Genomic DNA, 16033 nt, shown 5'->3' on the forward strand with positions numbered 1-16033 from the left:
TTGAAAATCACATTTTTAGGTACAGGTACCTCACAAGGAATTCCAGTTATTGCATGCGGCTGCGCCGTATGCCAATCTACAGACCATCGTGATAAAAGGTTACGTGTTTCGGTTTTAATAGAAGATTCAGCTCAGACGATTGTAATAGACAGTGGTCCAGATTTTCGTTACCAGATGTTAAGGGCTGGTGTAAAAGACTTGGATGCCATCTTGTTTACCCATGAGCATAAAGACCATGTGGCAGGCTTGGACGACATTAGACCATTCAATTACCTGCTTAAAAAGCGTATAGATATCTATGCCACGGAGCGTGTACAACAAGCTTTAAAAAGAGAATTTTCTTATATATTTTCTGATATACAATACCATGGTATACCACAGATCAATGTACATACGGTAACGGATGAGCCTTTTAAAGTGGGTGAAACATCCATCACACCGATAGAAGTGCTCCATTATAAACTGCCTGTAATTGGCTATCGGATCAAAGATTTTACCTACATTACCGATGCCAAAACGGTTAGCGATGCGTCTTTTGAAAAAATAAAGGGCAGCAAGTACTTGGTGATCAATGCCCTGCAACGTGAAGACCATATTTCTCACTTTACATTGAATGAGGCCATCGCCTTTGCCAATAAAGTGGGAGCGGAGCAAACGTACTTTACGCACATGAGCCATAACCTTGGTTTACATGCCGAAATTGAAAAAGAATTGCCTTCGCACATCAAATTAGCTTTTGATGGTTTGAGTTTTGAAGTAGATTGATATATTTGCACCACAAACCCAGGTGGCGGAATTGGTAGACGCACCAGCTTGAGGGGCTGGCGCCTGTATGGGTGTGGGAGTTCGAATCTCCTCTTGGGTACAAAACTTCCCATATGGGAAGTTTTTTTAGTTTTAATTTGTATGGAGATGATCTATTTAAAAATTAAACATTGTCCAAATACAAACCTTGATTAACAGCGATTTTTACAAACATTTTTAACAAGGCTAGTTTATTTTAACCCTTTCTTTGGTTCAACAGCACTTAATATTTGTAGCAGCGTTTTTACGATTGATTTTACTTTTTTAAAATTTTGGTGTAAACGTGATAAGATAATTGAATTATTAGTTATATCAAAACTATCTAATACTTGATTAAACAACATTTTAGATTTACTTGTTAAAATGTAAAATTGTGTTAAAAAAAGCAAAAAGTATTATGCAATGATTTTTTATTTGTATTATAGTAAAAAAATAAGAAATGGTATTTGAGCCAAATAAATATGTATTTGTATTGTTCTCTAATAATAGTGACATACCTTATGAACCTCAGACAATACAGAAAATTTATCTTAATTTATTAAAATATGATCTTCATTCCCGGAAGTAATCAAGAAATTGAACTTCCTCAAGGTCTGGTGAAAAATAGACTGAAGTTTTATGCAATTGATAATTCATTTTCTATAAACTTTCGTGCAGATAGGATAGATATAGAATGTATAAATGTTTTAGGAAAGCCCGTTATGTCTTGCGAAGATTTCTGTGAAAAGGCCAAAAGCATTGTTGCGGCAATCGAGCAGACACATGTGCGTAAAGCAAACCGTTTGGCATTTGTTACAACATATAGGAATTTTCAACTAAGTGAACCTGAAAAGGATCAAGTGTATTCGAAAATTTTTTCTAAACTAACCGAAATTTCGGAAGTCCCTCCAATTGAATGGAATCATAGAACTTGTAGAAGGTATAGTAGAACTTTTAATAGCAAAACAGAAATATTTAATAATGTGTATAATCTTGGTAGAGTTTTTGGAGTTAATACAAAAAATAGACAGGCTCATAATTTTTTCGAACTTGGTTTAGACATAAATACTAATCCAGAGAATATCGGCGTACGTTTTTCTACGCCTGATTTCAACGGATTTTTATCCGAAGTTAGCGCATGGAATCAAGAGCTTCTAAACAATGTAAACGGAATTTTAAAATAATGGCACATTCAGAAAATTACACCGAATTAGATGAAAAAAATTTGAGAGTAACTCTCGATTCTGTTATAGATGTATCGTTAATGAGTCAGGAGGAGGAAATAGATAATAATACGCTTATTAATGATGTTAGAAGTAATAATGAAGCGATTTTATCTTTTGACATAAAGACGCTTTACAGATCTGCAGAATTTCAAGACAAACGTAAAAAATTTGAAATAGAGATTATGGATCTCTTAGGTTTGACTGATTCGGATGATATAATGTTCACCCCCGCAGATTTAGCATTTGAAAAGTTCTATTCTCAATACGGCATAGCCGCAACCGAGACTCTAAATGGACTTATTGTTAAAAATCTTCACAAAAAGAATGTTCTCAAGGACTTGCTGAGAATATTATCTAATATCGATTACGAAAAGATTTATTCCTTCGGATCGTCTCTATTAATAGGAATTATTGGAATATATAAAGACAACGAAGATGTCGAGATAACAGATTTGATTATCAAATGCATCGAAAATTGGAATACAAATGAATTAATAGATATTCTCCAGAATATAGAGTCAAAAACTGGATTTTTAAGGGTTTATAAGAGAAAAGTTCTTTCTAGACTGGAATCTTAATATGGGATACTTAGGTCGAAAATTTACCTCATCAAAGTGGATGGAATTAGAGGATAGTGTTTGCGCAGATGGGGTAACATATTGCTTACGAACTACTGGGAATACATTATCATTTTGGGTGGCAAATGATTTAGAGGATAAATCAATTCAAGATATCGTATTGGCTTTCGTCGCTAATGGAGAAAAGCTTGAAAAACAGGAAATCATTTTAATAGAAGAGGAATTCTTTGTAAAAAATGGAATTCAAGTTGTCTCTACTAAGGGTAATACAAAAGTTGACGATTTAATAGAAAGCCATAAAGATCTTGTTTCAATTAATATTAAGAAGCTAGAAATCGTATCTAATGAGATTTTAAAACAAGTTAAAGATTTTTCAGCACTGACAGACGAGGAGATAGAAAAGTATTTGACGATTAGAATCTTCGATAAAGAAGAAGTTAAAGCAATTTTACTTCAAGCTATTCAAGAGAATAGACTTAAAGAAGAAATGATTTCAGACAAGTTGAGGCAGAAATTATCAGCAAAATAAATTAACGTCAAAATTTCTGATTGTTAGTGCTTTCTAATTGAATAGTTCAAAGTAAGGCTATGATCGTATTTGCTACATTGCGCTAGCATAATTTAAAACTGCAATTTTCTGTAAATCTTCTATTAAGTCGATCAATATAAGTTCTCCGAGAATACAAAACTTCCCATATGTGGAGTTTTTCTTTTTATTTTGTATTGTTTTGACGCAGTTTCCAGTATTCTTAACTTTATTGATCTCTTCGCAATTAACAATTACCACTTTTTATTATTTATGGATTTTGAACCTTCTAAAATACCTGGATATTTATTTAAGCCTGAACAGGTTAAAAAGGCGTTAAATTTACTTGATCTAAGATCCACTAAAGTAAATTTTAAGGAATTATATCTAGAGTTTGAGCGGGAAATAGGTTTAAAACACGGTGAGAGCTTCCCAATTGTAAGGGTTCAAATTAGTGGATCTGTTTGTAGGGCGAGATTGAACAATGATGCATTTAAGTCCGCGCGAAGGGTGGAACAAATAGGGGTTAAGGAGAAGAATATTTCACAGGGTAGAGCAAACCCTTACAATATTCCAATTTTTTATGGGGCAAATTCAAAGAAAACTGCTGCATTTGAGGTTTTACAGAATGAACCGATAGGAGATTATTTAGTTACTATTGGTTGTTGGAAGAGTAGTAATGGACTTTGGCTGGCAAATTTTGTTGATGGTTCCGATTCGGATTTTAAAGATGTACCTTTCGTTCATAGCTTTCCAGAAAGATATTTAGCTAATTGGCCGGTAGAAGCAAAAGAATCGGCAACACTAATCTCAAAATATTTTACTTCAAAATTTAAACAGAAATATTCTCCTAGTCTGTACAACATTACTAATGTTATCGCAATGATTTGTTTTTCTCTAATAGATATTGAAGGAATTGGGTACGGATCTACGAGTGATGACTTTCAGGGATATAATATTGCTTTAAAAAACCCTAAACTATTAAAGTGTGTACTAGTAGAGGAATGGTTCATTCGAAAATCAACTACGGAAGATTACTCATACATGAAGTCAAAAACGGGAAAGATTAATGATGACGATACTATCACGTGGTAGGTTACAAAACCACCAAATAAGAAGCCCGCACAATTTACAACGGCTTCACGCTATGTTATTTTAATAGAGACAAATTTTGATTTCTATTCTTCAAAGAGGCGATGCTAGTACTTTTTAAGCAATCCTGCTTTATTGTGAACATTAAAAAATATGGCTCGGCTTTTCGACGGTTCTCGTTACCATTGTCGAAATCCACTTAATCCCAGATGGGTAGTCATTGATTGACTTTAAATGCGAGTATTATCAAGCTTTCACTAATATTGAGAGAGTTTTTAATTTAGCAAATGAAGCAATTTATACTAATATTATAAATAAATTATTAATTACGGTTCATTTTTTCTTTTAAAAGATTCATTTGCATTTTTAAAACTTCAAATGGTAGGAAAAATATTATAACTTCAGTTGCAATGGTAGCCGCTATTGATCAAATGGGAATGGTTCAAAAGTAATCAAATTAAGATTGGTTATACAAAGGCTAACAATTTATCATATGCAAATGCTAACTTGTATGAAATAACATCTCTCAAAATGATTTCAACATCCACTCTAAACAAAGTAAAAGCACCTGTTTCCTCTGATCTTGCGAAACCCAAAGATTTAGCACTTTATGTTTTTGAGAAATTACAGCAAGATAAGTTAGGCTCATCCATGCCAAACTTGACAGTTCTGGAAAATTTAATGGAAACCATGTTCTACGCGAGTCTTAAAACTGAAGAAGGGCAATTACTAAACGTCACCGTTACGTTGATAAATCATGAAATCTTAATGCCTAGTAGAGGATTTCCAAAAACCGACAATTGGAATTTTGTGAAGTTTGGTAATGCTATCGCTTTTGATGTAAAGGCGGTAACTAAACTTGCAAAGGCAGCCGACCCTTGGAGTGGTTCATTAGCGGTTTATTATAGTGCAGATAATAGTTTAACCATAAATGGGATGATTGATCAGGCAGTTCACAGCCAAGGGTGGATCAATTTTGAAACGGAGACAAAGCCGGACCAACCTGGAATTCTGCAGGTGTCAATAATCGGTATTGGCAGCCTTTCTGTAATGTGTGGCTATGAGGAGATCGCTACACTAAAGCATGAAAATCTAATAAAAAAATACCACGATGTCCTTAATAGGGGGCCAGTTTCTGATTTTCTCAATTTAAAGGCTGCCAAACTTAAAAAAGGGTTAACACAATTTGCTAAAGAGACAAACCCTCAACTGATCGGAGCGATTGATCGTTTAGTTAAAAAGTGTGTTAAAAAGGTGTTTTCTAAAATCCTTATTAAGGTCCAAAATTATCATCATGGAGGTGCCATACTATTTTCTTCAAAGACAACACAATTAGATATTAAGTATAAGTTGCAATATGATCGTTTGCATCGGGCGATGTTGAATCTGCTAAAGTATGAACTTGTACATATTGCCCAAAATTCAATACTCCCAGATGATTTCGATCCTTTAGTTGATGTCGATACGGCCTATTATCTTCGTAAATCAAATTTAGAAAGACAAAAGTTACGCGCTTTGAACGAAATTAAAGGTACAATTAGATTCATTGCCTCTCAATGTTGCGTAGATGGACTTGTACTAATTGATCAAAACCTCACTGTTAAAGGTTTCGGGGTTGTTATAAAAAAAATCAAATTGCCTGAAAAAGTGTGGATTTGCAATAGCGTATATGCCTACCCTCAACATCTTCGTGAGTCAGATCCTGAACAACATGGGACACGGCATCGTTCAATGTTTTCTTATTGTTGGAATAATCCTGGTACTTTGGGCTTCGTAATCTCACAGGATGGAGATATTAGACCAGTTATGCGTATTAAAGAAAAGTTAATTTTATGGGAAAATATACAGGCGAAACAGACTAGATTAAATTCAAATGTGAAACACAGAATGATTATCAATATTTCACAGCCGGGATATAAGAAAGGTGAAATTATTTCCATGTTTTGAGATAAAAAACTTCCAATTGTAATAACTATTCTAGCTAAGAAGAATACTTCAATTTAAATTTAATAGAATGTAAAGTTCTATATATAACTAAGCTATATTAAATAGTTCAACATTAAGCTACGATTGTATTTCGGAATCAGCCTTTAGAGCGCCTAAATCCGCTATTTCTTCTAAATTTTCAATTAAATTTTTCAAAGAAAAGTTCTCTAAGAGTACAACCGCACTTTGAACATTTTAAAGTGCGGTTTTTTTATGCTAAATCGGTATTTCAACGTTTCTCAGCTTTGTTCAAAGTATTCCTGCTAATGGTTCAGTCTGGTAAAGGGGGAATAGCAGATTAGGTTTGAACTTATTTTCATTTGTTAAGATAGTTAATTACGCTCTCTAACTATAGTGCATTAATTGATCACGGTCTGTGCCGTGCAAAAAAAATTAAAAAAATATGCTTAACAAGGCTCGTTGCCCGCAAAAATCAGCTTTGTTTTCAATTAATTCGAGTGTTCTAATAGCTCAATTGTTTTGTTTTTTATAAATGCATCTTTATCCTTTTTTACTTCCACAAGCAGCGCATTTCTCTCTGCTGGCAACGTAAAATATTTATCAGCCCATAAGTTAATTTCGATCATTAAAGGAAGAAGGTCAACACCTTTTTGGGTTAGTTTATATAAGACCTTAGCTTTACTGTCCGGGTGATCCTGTTTGGTAATTACCCCATTTAGTTCCAGCATCTGTAATCGGGAAGCCAAGATATTAGTCGCTATTTTTTCATCCGACTTTAAGAAGTCGCCATACGTACACTCTTTAGAAAACATTAAATCCCTAACAATAAGCAATGACCATTTGTCTCCCCATATATCTAATGAGCTGCTAATGGGGCAATCAGACCGTTTTTTTAAATCTGGCATAAAATAAATTATAAAATTACTTGCAAAATGAAAGTTGTTTATATATTTGCACTTGCAAAACGCAAGCAAATTTACGTAATTAAATTATACATGCAATGGAAACAGCAATAATTTTTGAACCATATAGCTTAAACGAGCTAAATTTAAACAATAGAGTTATCATGGCCCCAATGACAAGGAGCCGTTCCGCAAACCCTGGGAACGTAGCTACGGAGCTTACAGCGCTTTATTATAAACAACGTGCAAGTGCCGGACTAATCATTACCGAAGGAACTTTTATTAGCAAAGAGGCTGTTGGTGTGGTAAACGTGCCTGGTATTTATAGCCACGACCAGATACAGGGATGGAAACTGACTACAGATGCAGTGCATGGCGAGGGCGGAAAAATATTTGCCCAGCTTTGGCATACCGGCGCATATTCTCATCCTGATCTTCATGATGGAAAAAAACCATTGGCGCCTTCAGACATAAATCCTGGGCAACAGGTATTTACAGCGGAGGGTTTCAAACCATCTGAAGCGCCACAACCAATGGCTATTGAAGATATTAAAAGAACGGTAAATGATTTTAAACAGGCTGCCATCAATGCTTTCGAGGCTGGTTTCGACGGTGTTGAACTGCACGGTGCCAATGGTTATCTGCTGCAACAGTTCTTTAGTAAAAATACCAATCATAGGGAAGATGAATATGGCGGTTCTATCGAAAACCGTGCACGCATCTTATTTGAAATTTTAGATGAATTGAAAGAAGTTGTCGATATCAGGCGTGTCGCAGTTCGTCTAAATCCATCACTTAATGGAATTATGGGCATTTTAGTTGATGACGAAACGATCGCTTTATACGATTATATAGTGAACAAACTTAATGGTTATGGCCTGGCCTACATCCACTTGATAGAACCATTTACAGATGTTTCTGCAATTTCAGATGCCATCCAAGAAGTTGCAAAGCACTTCCGTAAAATTTATAATGGCACTATCATTATCAATAGAGCGTTTACGAATGAAACAGCCAATCAAGTACTAAATGATGGCGATGCTGATTTAGTGTCTTTTGGTGTCCCATTCATTGCCAATCCAGATTTAGTACAACGTTTCAAAACAAATGCAGCGCTAAACCAGCCAGATCAAGCAACTTTTTATACCCCGGGCGAAAAAGGATACACCGATTATTCTAGTCTTAATCATTAAGAAATATTTGGGCGACCGGGCGGCTTTCCGCGGTATCCCTGTCGCAAACAACAACAATAAATAACAGAGCAAAATGAAAACTACAGGAAACACCATATTTATCAGCGGCGGGAGCGCCGGAATTGGCTTAGCTATTGCCAAAAAATTTAGCGCAGCAGGCAACAAGATCATCATCAACGGACGTAATGAAGAACGCTTGCAAAACGCCCTGAAACAATTGGACAATGCCATGGCAATTCAGGGCGATTTATCGGTCAAAGCTGATAGGTTGAAAATTGCAGAAGAATTAAAAAGTAAACATGCCGACATAAATATCATCATAAATAATGCTGGGGCTGCTTTTATGAACGATTTAAGCGACAACAATAATAACGCAGCAGCAAAAGCTTACGAGGAAATTAATACCAATTATATTAGTGTAATAGATTTTACTGCGCTTACGTTGCCATTGCTTTTGCAACAAGAAGAAGCGGCAATTGTAAATGTTTCTTCGATTGCGGTATTCAGATCTAACAAATATTTGCCTACTTACTCGGCAAGCAAAGCAGCGCTACATAGCTACACGCAAGGGCTGAGAGATACCTTTTCAGAAAACGGAAACTTAAATGTGTACGAACTTTATCCACCTTTGGTGAATACCGATTTTTCTGCCGAAATTGGTGGTGCAAATGGAATTCCAGCATCGGAAGTAGCCGATGAATTATTTGTAGCATTAGCGGAAAATCAATTTGAAGTTCCGGTTGGCGATACGAAGAAAATCCATGAATTGGTTATTCCAACAACAGAAAATGTTCCTCATTAATTAAGAAAAGCCATGAATTTAAAAGAGAAGACTATCCTCATCACAGGAGGAGGATCGGGTATAGGACTTGAAGCTGCAAAACAATTTTTGCAGATTGGTGCAAAAGTGATCATTACGGGCAGAAATCAAGATAAACTGAAGGCAGCCAAAAAAGCATATCCAAACCTGATTACCATACAAAGTGATGCTGGAAATGAGGATGACGCATATGCGCTTTTTGATAAGGTAAAAGAATTGGGCGGCATCGATATACTCTATAACAATGCAGGCGTTGGTATACCACCAATAAATTTAGGCCTTTCAAATGATGCGCATTTGAAAGGAGCTGCGTATGAAATTCAGGTGAATTATCTTGGCGTTGTCCGTCTCAATAACCTTTTTATGGAGATGCTAAAATCAAGAGAGGAAAGTGCAATCATCAATACTACTTCAATTTTGAGTATGGTGCCTTCACTCATTGAGGCTACCTATTCGGCATCCAAAAGCGCGTTGGCTTTTTACACCAAATCCTTAAGAGAGCACTTAAAAATTCTGGGTGCTAAGGTAAAGGTTTTTGAACTGTTGCCACCTTTGGTTGACACGGATATGGTGGCAGATAGGGAAGATAAGAAAATAAGCCCCGAGCAACTGGTTAAGGAACTGATAAAGGGTCTTGAGCAGGATCAGTACACCATTCGGGTAGGTGATTCGAAGCTCATCTATTTCTTCAACCGCTTTTTCCCTAAATTAGCCTTTGGATTGATTAATCCGAAGAAAACAAATGCAACCTTAAAATCATAAGATGAAAGCATTCGCAATAAAAAAATACGATAAAAAGGGAGTTCTTGAACTTATTGATGTGCCTGCTCCGATCGTAAAGGAAGAAGAAGTATTGGTGGAAATCCACGCTTCGGGCCTTAATGTGCTTGATGCCAAGATAAAATCTGGCGAGTTTAAGATGATACTGCCCTATAAACTGCCACTTATTTTGGGGCATGATGTTGCCGGCGTAATTACCAAGGCAGGCACACAAGTGACACGCTTTAAGGTAGGCGATGAAATCTATGCCCGCGTTGCTGATTTTTACATTGGTACCTTTGCAGAGTATATTGCCATCAATGAGAAAGATGTTGCACTTAAGCCCAAGAACATTACCATGGAAGAAGCTGCATCTATTCCTTTGGTTGCCCTTACTGCATGGCAAGCCCTGGTAGAAATGGCCAATCTCAAAAAAGGACAGAAGGTATTTATCCAGGCAGGTTCTGGAGGTGTAGGAACAATTGCAATACAACTGGCGAAACATCTGGGGGCAACTGTGGCTACAACTGCAAGTGAAAAAAGCTTTGCAATGCTGAAGGAGCTTGGAGCAGATGTACTGATTGATTACAAGAAGGAAGATTTTGAAACTATCCTGAAAGATTATGATGTTGTGCTGAACAGTCAAGATACAAAGACACTTGAAAAATCATTACGGATACTTAAGCCTGGAGGGAAAGCGATTTCGATTTCGGGACCACCAACACCGGCTTTTGCCGAAGCAATTGGTGCCTCTTGGGTTGTTAAAACCGTCTTATCGCTTATTAGCTTTGGCATTAGAAAAAAAGCTAAAAAACTTGGTGTTGATTACTCTTTTTTATTTATGAGGGCAGATGGCAAACAATTGAGCGAAATCACTTCATTGATTGAAACGCGTGTGATCACTCCCGTGCTTGACAAGGTGTTTCCATTTGAACAAACCAACGATGCTTTAGCTTATGTAGAAAGTGGCCGTACAAAAGGGAAGGCAGTGATAAAAGTGAAATAAAAACCAACGTTGCTTAAACGGTGGTTTTGTCATGTTTATCCTAAAATTTGCCTGCTTCCCCATGGCAATAAGTATCCTTATTGGTCGGATAGTCCGGCAAAATGCTAAAGTATTTACTTTGACATTTGCCAAATTTTTTGTTTTATTATAATCTGGTCAAGGTATCTTAATCGAAAATTACCTTGATTTTTGATGCATGATCAAATGAATTTTTTTCTCTCCAAATCCTCGACAATGGGCTCAATAAGTAATAAAAAGCGATTTAAATGTTCAAAATATTCCTGCTGATCGGTACAACCGCACTTTGAACATTTTAATTGCGGTTTTTTTATGCTAAATCGGTATTTCAACGTTTCTCAGCTTTGTTCAAAGTATTCCTGCTTAGGGTTCAGTCTATTAAGGAGGAATAAGAGATGAGTTTAGAACTTATTTTTATATATTAAAGTAGTTTATCCATCCTGATATCAATACTAGTACTATTTCTTAATTCTCTGTATTGAGTTCAGGGTTCCCGTTCAAAAAAGGTAAACATATAATTGCAATGGTTCCTTGTTTTGCTCCAGGTCCTATCTTAAAGCTGGCTTGATAAGCTGATTGCTGCCTATTGATCATATCTATCCTTTCTTTGATAGAAGCCAAACCCATGGACTGTTCTTTTACCGGGTTTTTTGCATTTTTCGTGCTTTTATTTTCGAGACCGACCCCATTATCTGCTACTGTAATAGAAATGCTATCTGTCTGCATTTGAAGTATGACAGAAAGATGTGCATCTGCTTTTGGTTCTATGATCAGGCCATGTAAAATGGCATTTTCAATTAGCGGTTGGACCAACATGGGTGGGAGGTACAATGTTTTCAGTTGTATATCATCTAACACAGTAAATGAATAAGTAAAAGCATTCTCATAACGCATAGCTTCTAATTCTGTATATAGCATTATAGCTTTCCATTCTTTGTCGGCGGTAACTAAACTTTTTGTGGAATTTTCAAGGATCAATCTACTTAAGGAGGCAAATTTCTGTATCAACCTTGAAGCCTTCCTTTTCTCGTTATCCATTACATAGGCTTCAATGGAATTTAATACATTGAAGATAAAATGTGGGTTCATCTGTGATCTAATTGCCTTTAGTTCACTTTCGGAAAGTTGGTACTGATGTTTCAATTTCAACTCATTTTGAGCTGCCTGTTGATACTGAAGTTCATTGTTGAATTTCAATTTTCTGATCCGATATAAATTTAGGAGATAGACCAATATAGAACCTAAAACAACCAGAACTAGAATTCCATACAACCACAATTGCTTTAATTCTAATTTGTTTAATTTTTGCTGCTGTGAAAGTTCATTCACTTTACTGGCTTGCAATTTTTCGTTATTCCTGGCAATGATCAGCTGTTTTTCTTTTTCTTCAGATTGTAATTTTTCATTTTGCAACTGCGCTTCTTGTAAATCCCTAAACTGTAGCCCTTTTTGCAATTCAGTCTGGTTTAAAGCCAACTGTAGCTGTTGTTGTTTAAGTTGCTCATCGGCCAGTAATTGTTTTTGTTGGTAAGTCAATTCCTTTTTATCAAAATCATATTGCAAGCCCATTTTAGTAATTTCATTCTTCTTTTTATCATTACTTATGCTATCAGCAAATTTTGTGTATGCCTTGTAATAAAATAAAGAACTATCAGCCATATTCATTGCTTCGTAAACTTCGCTTAAGCCTAAACTGGCATCTCTTTTTATCTCAGTAACATTAAGCTCATTACCTATACCTAAAGCATTAATGCCATATATTTTAGCTAGTTTATAATCTCCTTTTTTTAAATATGCCGATGAAACATTTTGATAGTTGAACCCCAAACTTTTTTTGTTGTTTATTTTTTTATTTATTTCAACAGAATTTAACCCATAGGTAAGGGCAAGATCTGCTTGGTTAATTGTGCTGTAATACGCAGATAAATTCCCACTCTCCCTAGCTACCGTACGTAGGTCTCCAATTGAATCTGCCAATTTTATAGATAATTTACTATATCTTATGGCTTCATTTATATTTTTGAGTTTATAATAAACAGTACCAATATTTGACAATGAGGTAGCTTGAGCAGCATAATTTTTAAATTTTTGATAGATTGTAAGCGATTTATGATGATTTTTCATCGCCTCTTCAAGATTGCCCATTTCAGTATATACTATGCCAATGTTAGCAATTGTATTTGCTATGGGTAGCTCATTTCCCTTTAATTTATCATACTCTTTTAAGGCCTTTAAAAAGAAGTTTAATGCTTCAGGAAACTTTGATTGGCTCAAATAAATAGTACCTATATTAGCTAGACTTACTGCAATTCCAAGATTGTTTTTAATTTCAGTATTTATCTTTAAGGCCATGTTTAAAGATTGTATGCTCTCTAAGTGCATAGATTGGAAATATAAGGAAATACCCTTTGTTCTGTAAATTGAAGCTAAAATTCCCTTATCCTTTATTTTATTTTCGAATGAGATAATTTCATTTGAAAATTTTAAACTCTGTTTTGCATCGGTCATTACATAATAATCAGCAAACTGGAGTAGTATCTTTGCTCTTTCATCATCTTGTTGTGGATGTTTTACTAATAGATTTGCAAGGGAATCTATCTTTTTATTTTGGGCATATGCTGTAGAAAAAAAGATTGAGCAAACTACCAGAAAAAGAAATACGGATGAGTATTTCAGATATTTTTCGGAATAGTTAAATACAATCATGAGTATAGGTTTTTTCATAGGTTGGAATATCTCCCTCAAAGTAATACATAAATATAATCAATAGGGTTACTATAAACTAACTCAAACTATCGTTTTGCTCATTAATACATCCTATTCACGCAAGCTATCTTTTAATACAAAAAAGAAAGCATAATAAATGACTAAACCGCCAAATTTTTATTGATTTGTGGCCGCTGTTACAGTGAATGGCTTTATATAAAAGTTCATTTAATATCTGTTGTGATTTCCCCTCAAATCCATATTGCGCTAAAATGCTTTTTAATAAGTAGTTTTCGTTCATTGTAAGCTATATCTGGCTCATTAAAATGCTTACTCCAATCGTTGCCTTAAAATCCCAGTAATGAATTTAATAAGTTTGATTAAAGGATTTATAATCGAAACCTAATCAACATTAACAATAGCATTATGAAAACGAAGTTTTATAAGGTATTAAAGACCAGTATGGCCGTTTGCCAGTTACAGCCTGTAAAAAAAGCCGACAAAAAATCAGTTGAACAGCAATTCGTATCAAGTTAATTGGACCAATATAGCCAAGACATTTTCGGTGTTTACATTTAACCCAGATACTTATGGCGAAAAAGCAGATGCGATTTATCCATTTGCTGGCAAGTATTCATAATTGCGAAAATATTGCAGCAAGAAGCAGTACACCAGATGCTGCTGCCGATAATGATGCCAGATACGAACTGGTACTTATTGATGGCAAGCTTGAGGTTACCTGTTTTAAACCTAATGTGATTGGCCTAAATGCTGAAATTGCTACCTATGGGGTTTTTAGCAAAGTACCATGACATTTAAATATTATCCGTTATGAAAAATACAATCATACTCATCGTTATGCTTTTAGCAAATGTTTTTGCACAGGCACAAGAATTACCAATCTGCATCAAAAACTTAAATAGGGTAAATGATCTTACCTCCACCAAGTTTGTTAGGCAACTAAATTTAAAAGGCAATAGGGTTGTTTACGAATTTGCTGTCACCAGCAAACGACAATGTATGGATTGCCCTAATGGTACTGTTTTTTACGATAACAATTGCAATCAAATTGCCAGTTTTATTATGGGTCGAGGTCCGAATGCGTATATAAGGCACGGCTACACTGCTTTAGAACTTGGCAAGGGTGCTTACCCCAATTTGAAACTTGGAAAAGAACTGCCAGCTGTGCCTACTTGTATTGCAAAGGCAATTACCAATGTTGATTCGTTAAATAAAACGGGTGTGTTACGTGTTTTACAAGTGAACATAAAAGACCAAATATTGTATCATTTTGAACATGAAGTGCCAAAAGAGAAAGCAAACTGCAAAGATTGCTCGAGTACTTTAAAATACTACGATGGAAATTGTAAGCTCGCGGCAACTTTTATAGTTGGAGGCATTGCTGGCGCTAAGGCAAGCGAGGGCTTTATACCAACCGACTTTTATAATAAACGCACCATACAAATTCTGTATAACAAAAATTAAAAAAATAGGTTAATTAATAATTGGGTTAAGCGTGGATGCGTTTAACCCATTTTTTATGGTTTTTCTGCACCTGTCAAAAGGTCTGTTCACTCATACATAGCCATACTTCGCTCAATTATAGGTATGCTCCAATCATTGTTAAAAAATGTAATGTTTAAGGCGGGTAAGTTTGGGTAAACAAAATAGTTAACCTAAAATATAAGGCCATGAAAAAATTATTAATCATACCAATGTGCATCATCATTGTAGCTATAGCCTGTAAAAAAGATAAAACTCCTGCCGAAGAAAAAGAAGTGATTAAAGGAAATATTAAACAGGTCACTGAAACTGCAAACGGCATTACCTACAAAATATTTACTGATTTAAACACTACCAACTTTAAAGGCATTTTAGTTGTAGGCAGCGGTAACGATGAAAATAATCCAACTGAAGGAGCTATTAACGGAGCTTCGGAAACGGAGTTATGTGAAAAAGCTGCTGCTAATGGCTATGCTGCTGCTATTGTAAGGTATCAAAAGCCAGCCGCAGGTGCCGACTGGAATACCAGAGCCAAGTTAATGGGTGAAGATTTTAACAAAGCCATTGTAGGTATTTCGGGCAAATACGGCATCGACAAAAATAAATCAGTGGTGGGTGGTTTCTCTTATACTTCCTTTATGCTGTTCTCAGACATCTCGGCAAACACAACGCTTAGTTATACCAAAGGTGTTTTGGGCGCCTGCGGCGGAAGCGGAACCTGGAACGCTCAAAATTTCAAAATCCCAATTTTTGCAATTAACTGTAGCGGGAACAATGAAGGCGACTTTAACGGCAAAGCACTTTACGATCAAATTCCAACAAACTCACCTATCAAAGCCAAAAGTGAAGGCGTAACCGATAACAATTGCAACAGTCATTGCGGTGGCAATTGGACCGATAAAATGTACACCAAAATGGTGGCTTGGTTACAATAAACATATTTAAATATAATTAAGAAGATAATTATGAAAACT

The 16033-nt window shown here is 35.5% G+C and carries 15 protein-coding genes and 1 tRNA gene; 14 read left to right on the plus strand and 2 right to left on the minus strand.

The window, feature by feature from the left end; genetic code table 11:
- The 7 genes from ACFJIZ_RS01315 (at nt 1) to ACFJIZ_RS01345 (ending at nt 6152) form a co-directional block, all read left to right on the plus strand.
- The gene (locus ACFJIZ_RS01315; RefSeq protein ID WP_379089941.1) at nt 1–765 is read left to right on the plus strand and encodes an MBL fold metallo-hydrolase; all 765 of its coding nucleotides are present in this window, start codon (nt 1–3) and stop codon (nt 763–765) included.
- 16 nt (nt 766–781) lie between these two features.
- Nucleotides 782–865 (plus strand) — tRNA-Leu (locus ACFJIZ_RS01320).
- Between the two features lie 484 nt (nt 866–1349).
- Entirely contained in the window at nt 1350–1967 is a 618-nt protein-coding gene (locus ACFJIZ_RS01325; protein WP_379089943.1) for a hypothetical protein, read from the plus strand.
- Complete coding sequence (locus tag ACFJIZ_RS01330; protein ID WP_379089945.1) at nt 1967–2587, plus strand: hypothetical protein; 621 nt, start codon at nt 1967–1969, stop codon at nt 2585–2587. The genes ACFJIZ_RS01325 and ACFJIZ_RS01330 overlap by 1 nt, the downstream gene beginning before the upstream one ends.
- Before the next feature lie 40 nt (nt 2588–2627).
- Nucleotides 2628–3116 carry a hypothetical protein gene (locus ACFJIZ_RS01335; RefSeq protein WP_379089947.1) on the plus strand — a complete coding sequence of 163 codons (489 nt, stop codon included), beginning with the start codon at nt 2628–2630 and terminating at the stop codon, nt 3114–3116.
- A 270-nt stretch (nt 3117–3386) separates the two neighbouring features.
- On the plus strand, nt 3387–4208 hold the full coding sequence (locus ACFJIZ_RS01340) for a hypothetical protein (protein ID WP_379089949.1): 822 nt from the start codon (nt 3387–3389) through the stop codon (nt 4206–4208).
- Between the two features lie 420 nt (nt 4209–4628).
- The gene (locus tag ACFJIZ_RS01345) at nt 4629–6152 is read left to right on the plus strand and encodes a putative sensor domain DACNV-containing protein (RefSeq protein WP_379089951.1); all 1524 of its coding nucleotides are present in this window, start codon (nt 4629–4631) and stop codon (nt 6150–6152) included.
- 488 nt (nt 6153–6640) lie between these two features.
- Here the strand turns inward: ACFJIZ_RS01345 and ACFJIZ_RS01350 are convergent, their stop codons facing one another.
- The gene (locus ACFJIZ_RS01350; protein WP_379089953.1) at nt 6641–7057 is read right to left on the minus strand and encodes a winged helix-turn-helix transcriptional regulator; all 417 of its coding nucleotides are present in this window, start codon (nt 7055–7057) and stop codon (nt 6641–6643) included.
- Between the two features lie 95 nt (nt 7058–7152).
- Between ACFJIZ_RS01350 and ACFJIZ_RS01355 the strand changes: the two genes are divergently transcribed.
- The 4 genes from ACFJIZ_RS01355 to ACFJIZ_RS01370 all read left to right on the plus strand — a co-directional run bounded on the left by ACFJIZ_RS01355 (nt 7153) and on the right by ACFJIZ_RS01370 (nt 10832).
- Nucleotides 7153–8247: an alkene reductase gene (locus ACFJIZ_RS01355; protein WP_379089955.1), complete on the plus strand. Its 1095-nt coding sequence runs from the start codon at nt 7153–7155 to the stop codon at nt 8245–8247.
- A gap of 73 nt (nt 8248–8320) precedes the next feature.
- The gene (locus ACFJIZ_RS01360) at nt 8321–9049 is read left to right on the plus strand and encodes an SDR family oxidoreductase (protein ID WP_379089957.1); all 729 of its coding nucleotides are present in this window, start codon (nt 8321–8323) and stop codon (nt 9047–9049) included.
- 12 nt (nt 9050–9061) lie between these two features.
- A complete protein-coding gene (locus ACFJIZ_RS01365) occupies nt 9062–9829 on the plus strand; it encodes an SDR family oxidoreductase (RefSeq protein ID WP_379089959.1) in 768 nt (255 codons plus the stop codon).
- A 1-nt stretch (nt 9830) separates the two neighbouring features.
- Nucleotides 9831–10832 carry an NADP-dependent oxidoreductase gene (locus tag ACFJIZ_RS01370; protein WP_379089961.1) on the plus strand — a complete coding sequence of 334 codons (1002 nt, stop codon included), beginning with the start codon at nt 9831–9833 and terminating at the stop codon, nt 10830–10832.
- 483 nt (nt 10833–11315) lie between these two features.
- Here ACFJIZ_RS01370 and ACFJIZ_RS01375 read toward each other — a convergent pair whose 3' ends face one another.
- A complete protein-coding gene (locus tag ACFJIZ_RS01375; RefSeq protein WP_379089963.1) occupies nt 11316–13574 on the minus strand; it encodes a tetratricopeptide repeat protein in 2259 nt (752 codons plus the stop codon).
- 572 nt (nt 13575–14146) lie between these two features.
- Here ACFJIZ_RS01375 and ACFJIZ_RS01380 point away from each other — a divergent pair.
- From ACFJIZ_RS01380 to ACFJIZ_RS01390, 3 genes are all read left to right on the plus strand, one after another.
- Entirely contained in the window at nt 14147–14368 is a 222-nt protein-coding gene (locus ACFJIZ_RS01380) for a hypothetical protein (protein ID WP_379089965.1), read from the plus strand.
- Between the two features lie 19 nt (nt 14369–14387).
- Nucleotides 14388–15041, plus strand: coding sequence for a hypothetical protein (locus ACFJIZ_RS01385; RefSeq protein ID WP_379089967.1), 654 nt, complete (start codon nt 14388–14390; stop codon nt 15039–15041).
- Nucleotides 15042–15247: 206 nt separating this feature from the next.
- Complete coding sequence (locus tag ACFJIZ_RS01390; protein WP_379089971.1) at nt 15248–15994, plus strand: hypothetical protein; 747 nt, start codon at nt 15248–15250, stop codon at nt 15992–15994.
- Nucleotides 15995–16033: the final 39 nt, after the last annotated feature.

This window comes from Pedobacter sp. UC225_65, from assembly GCF_042698365.1.
Lineage (GTDB): Bacteria > Bacteroidota > Bacteroidia > Sphingobacteriales > Sphingobacteriaceae > Pedobacter.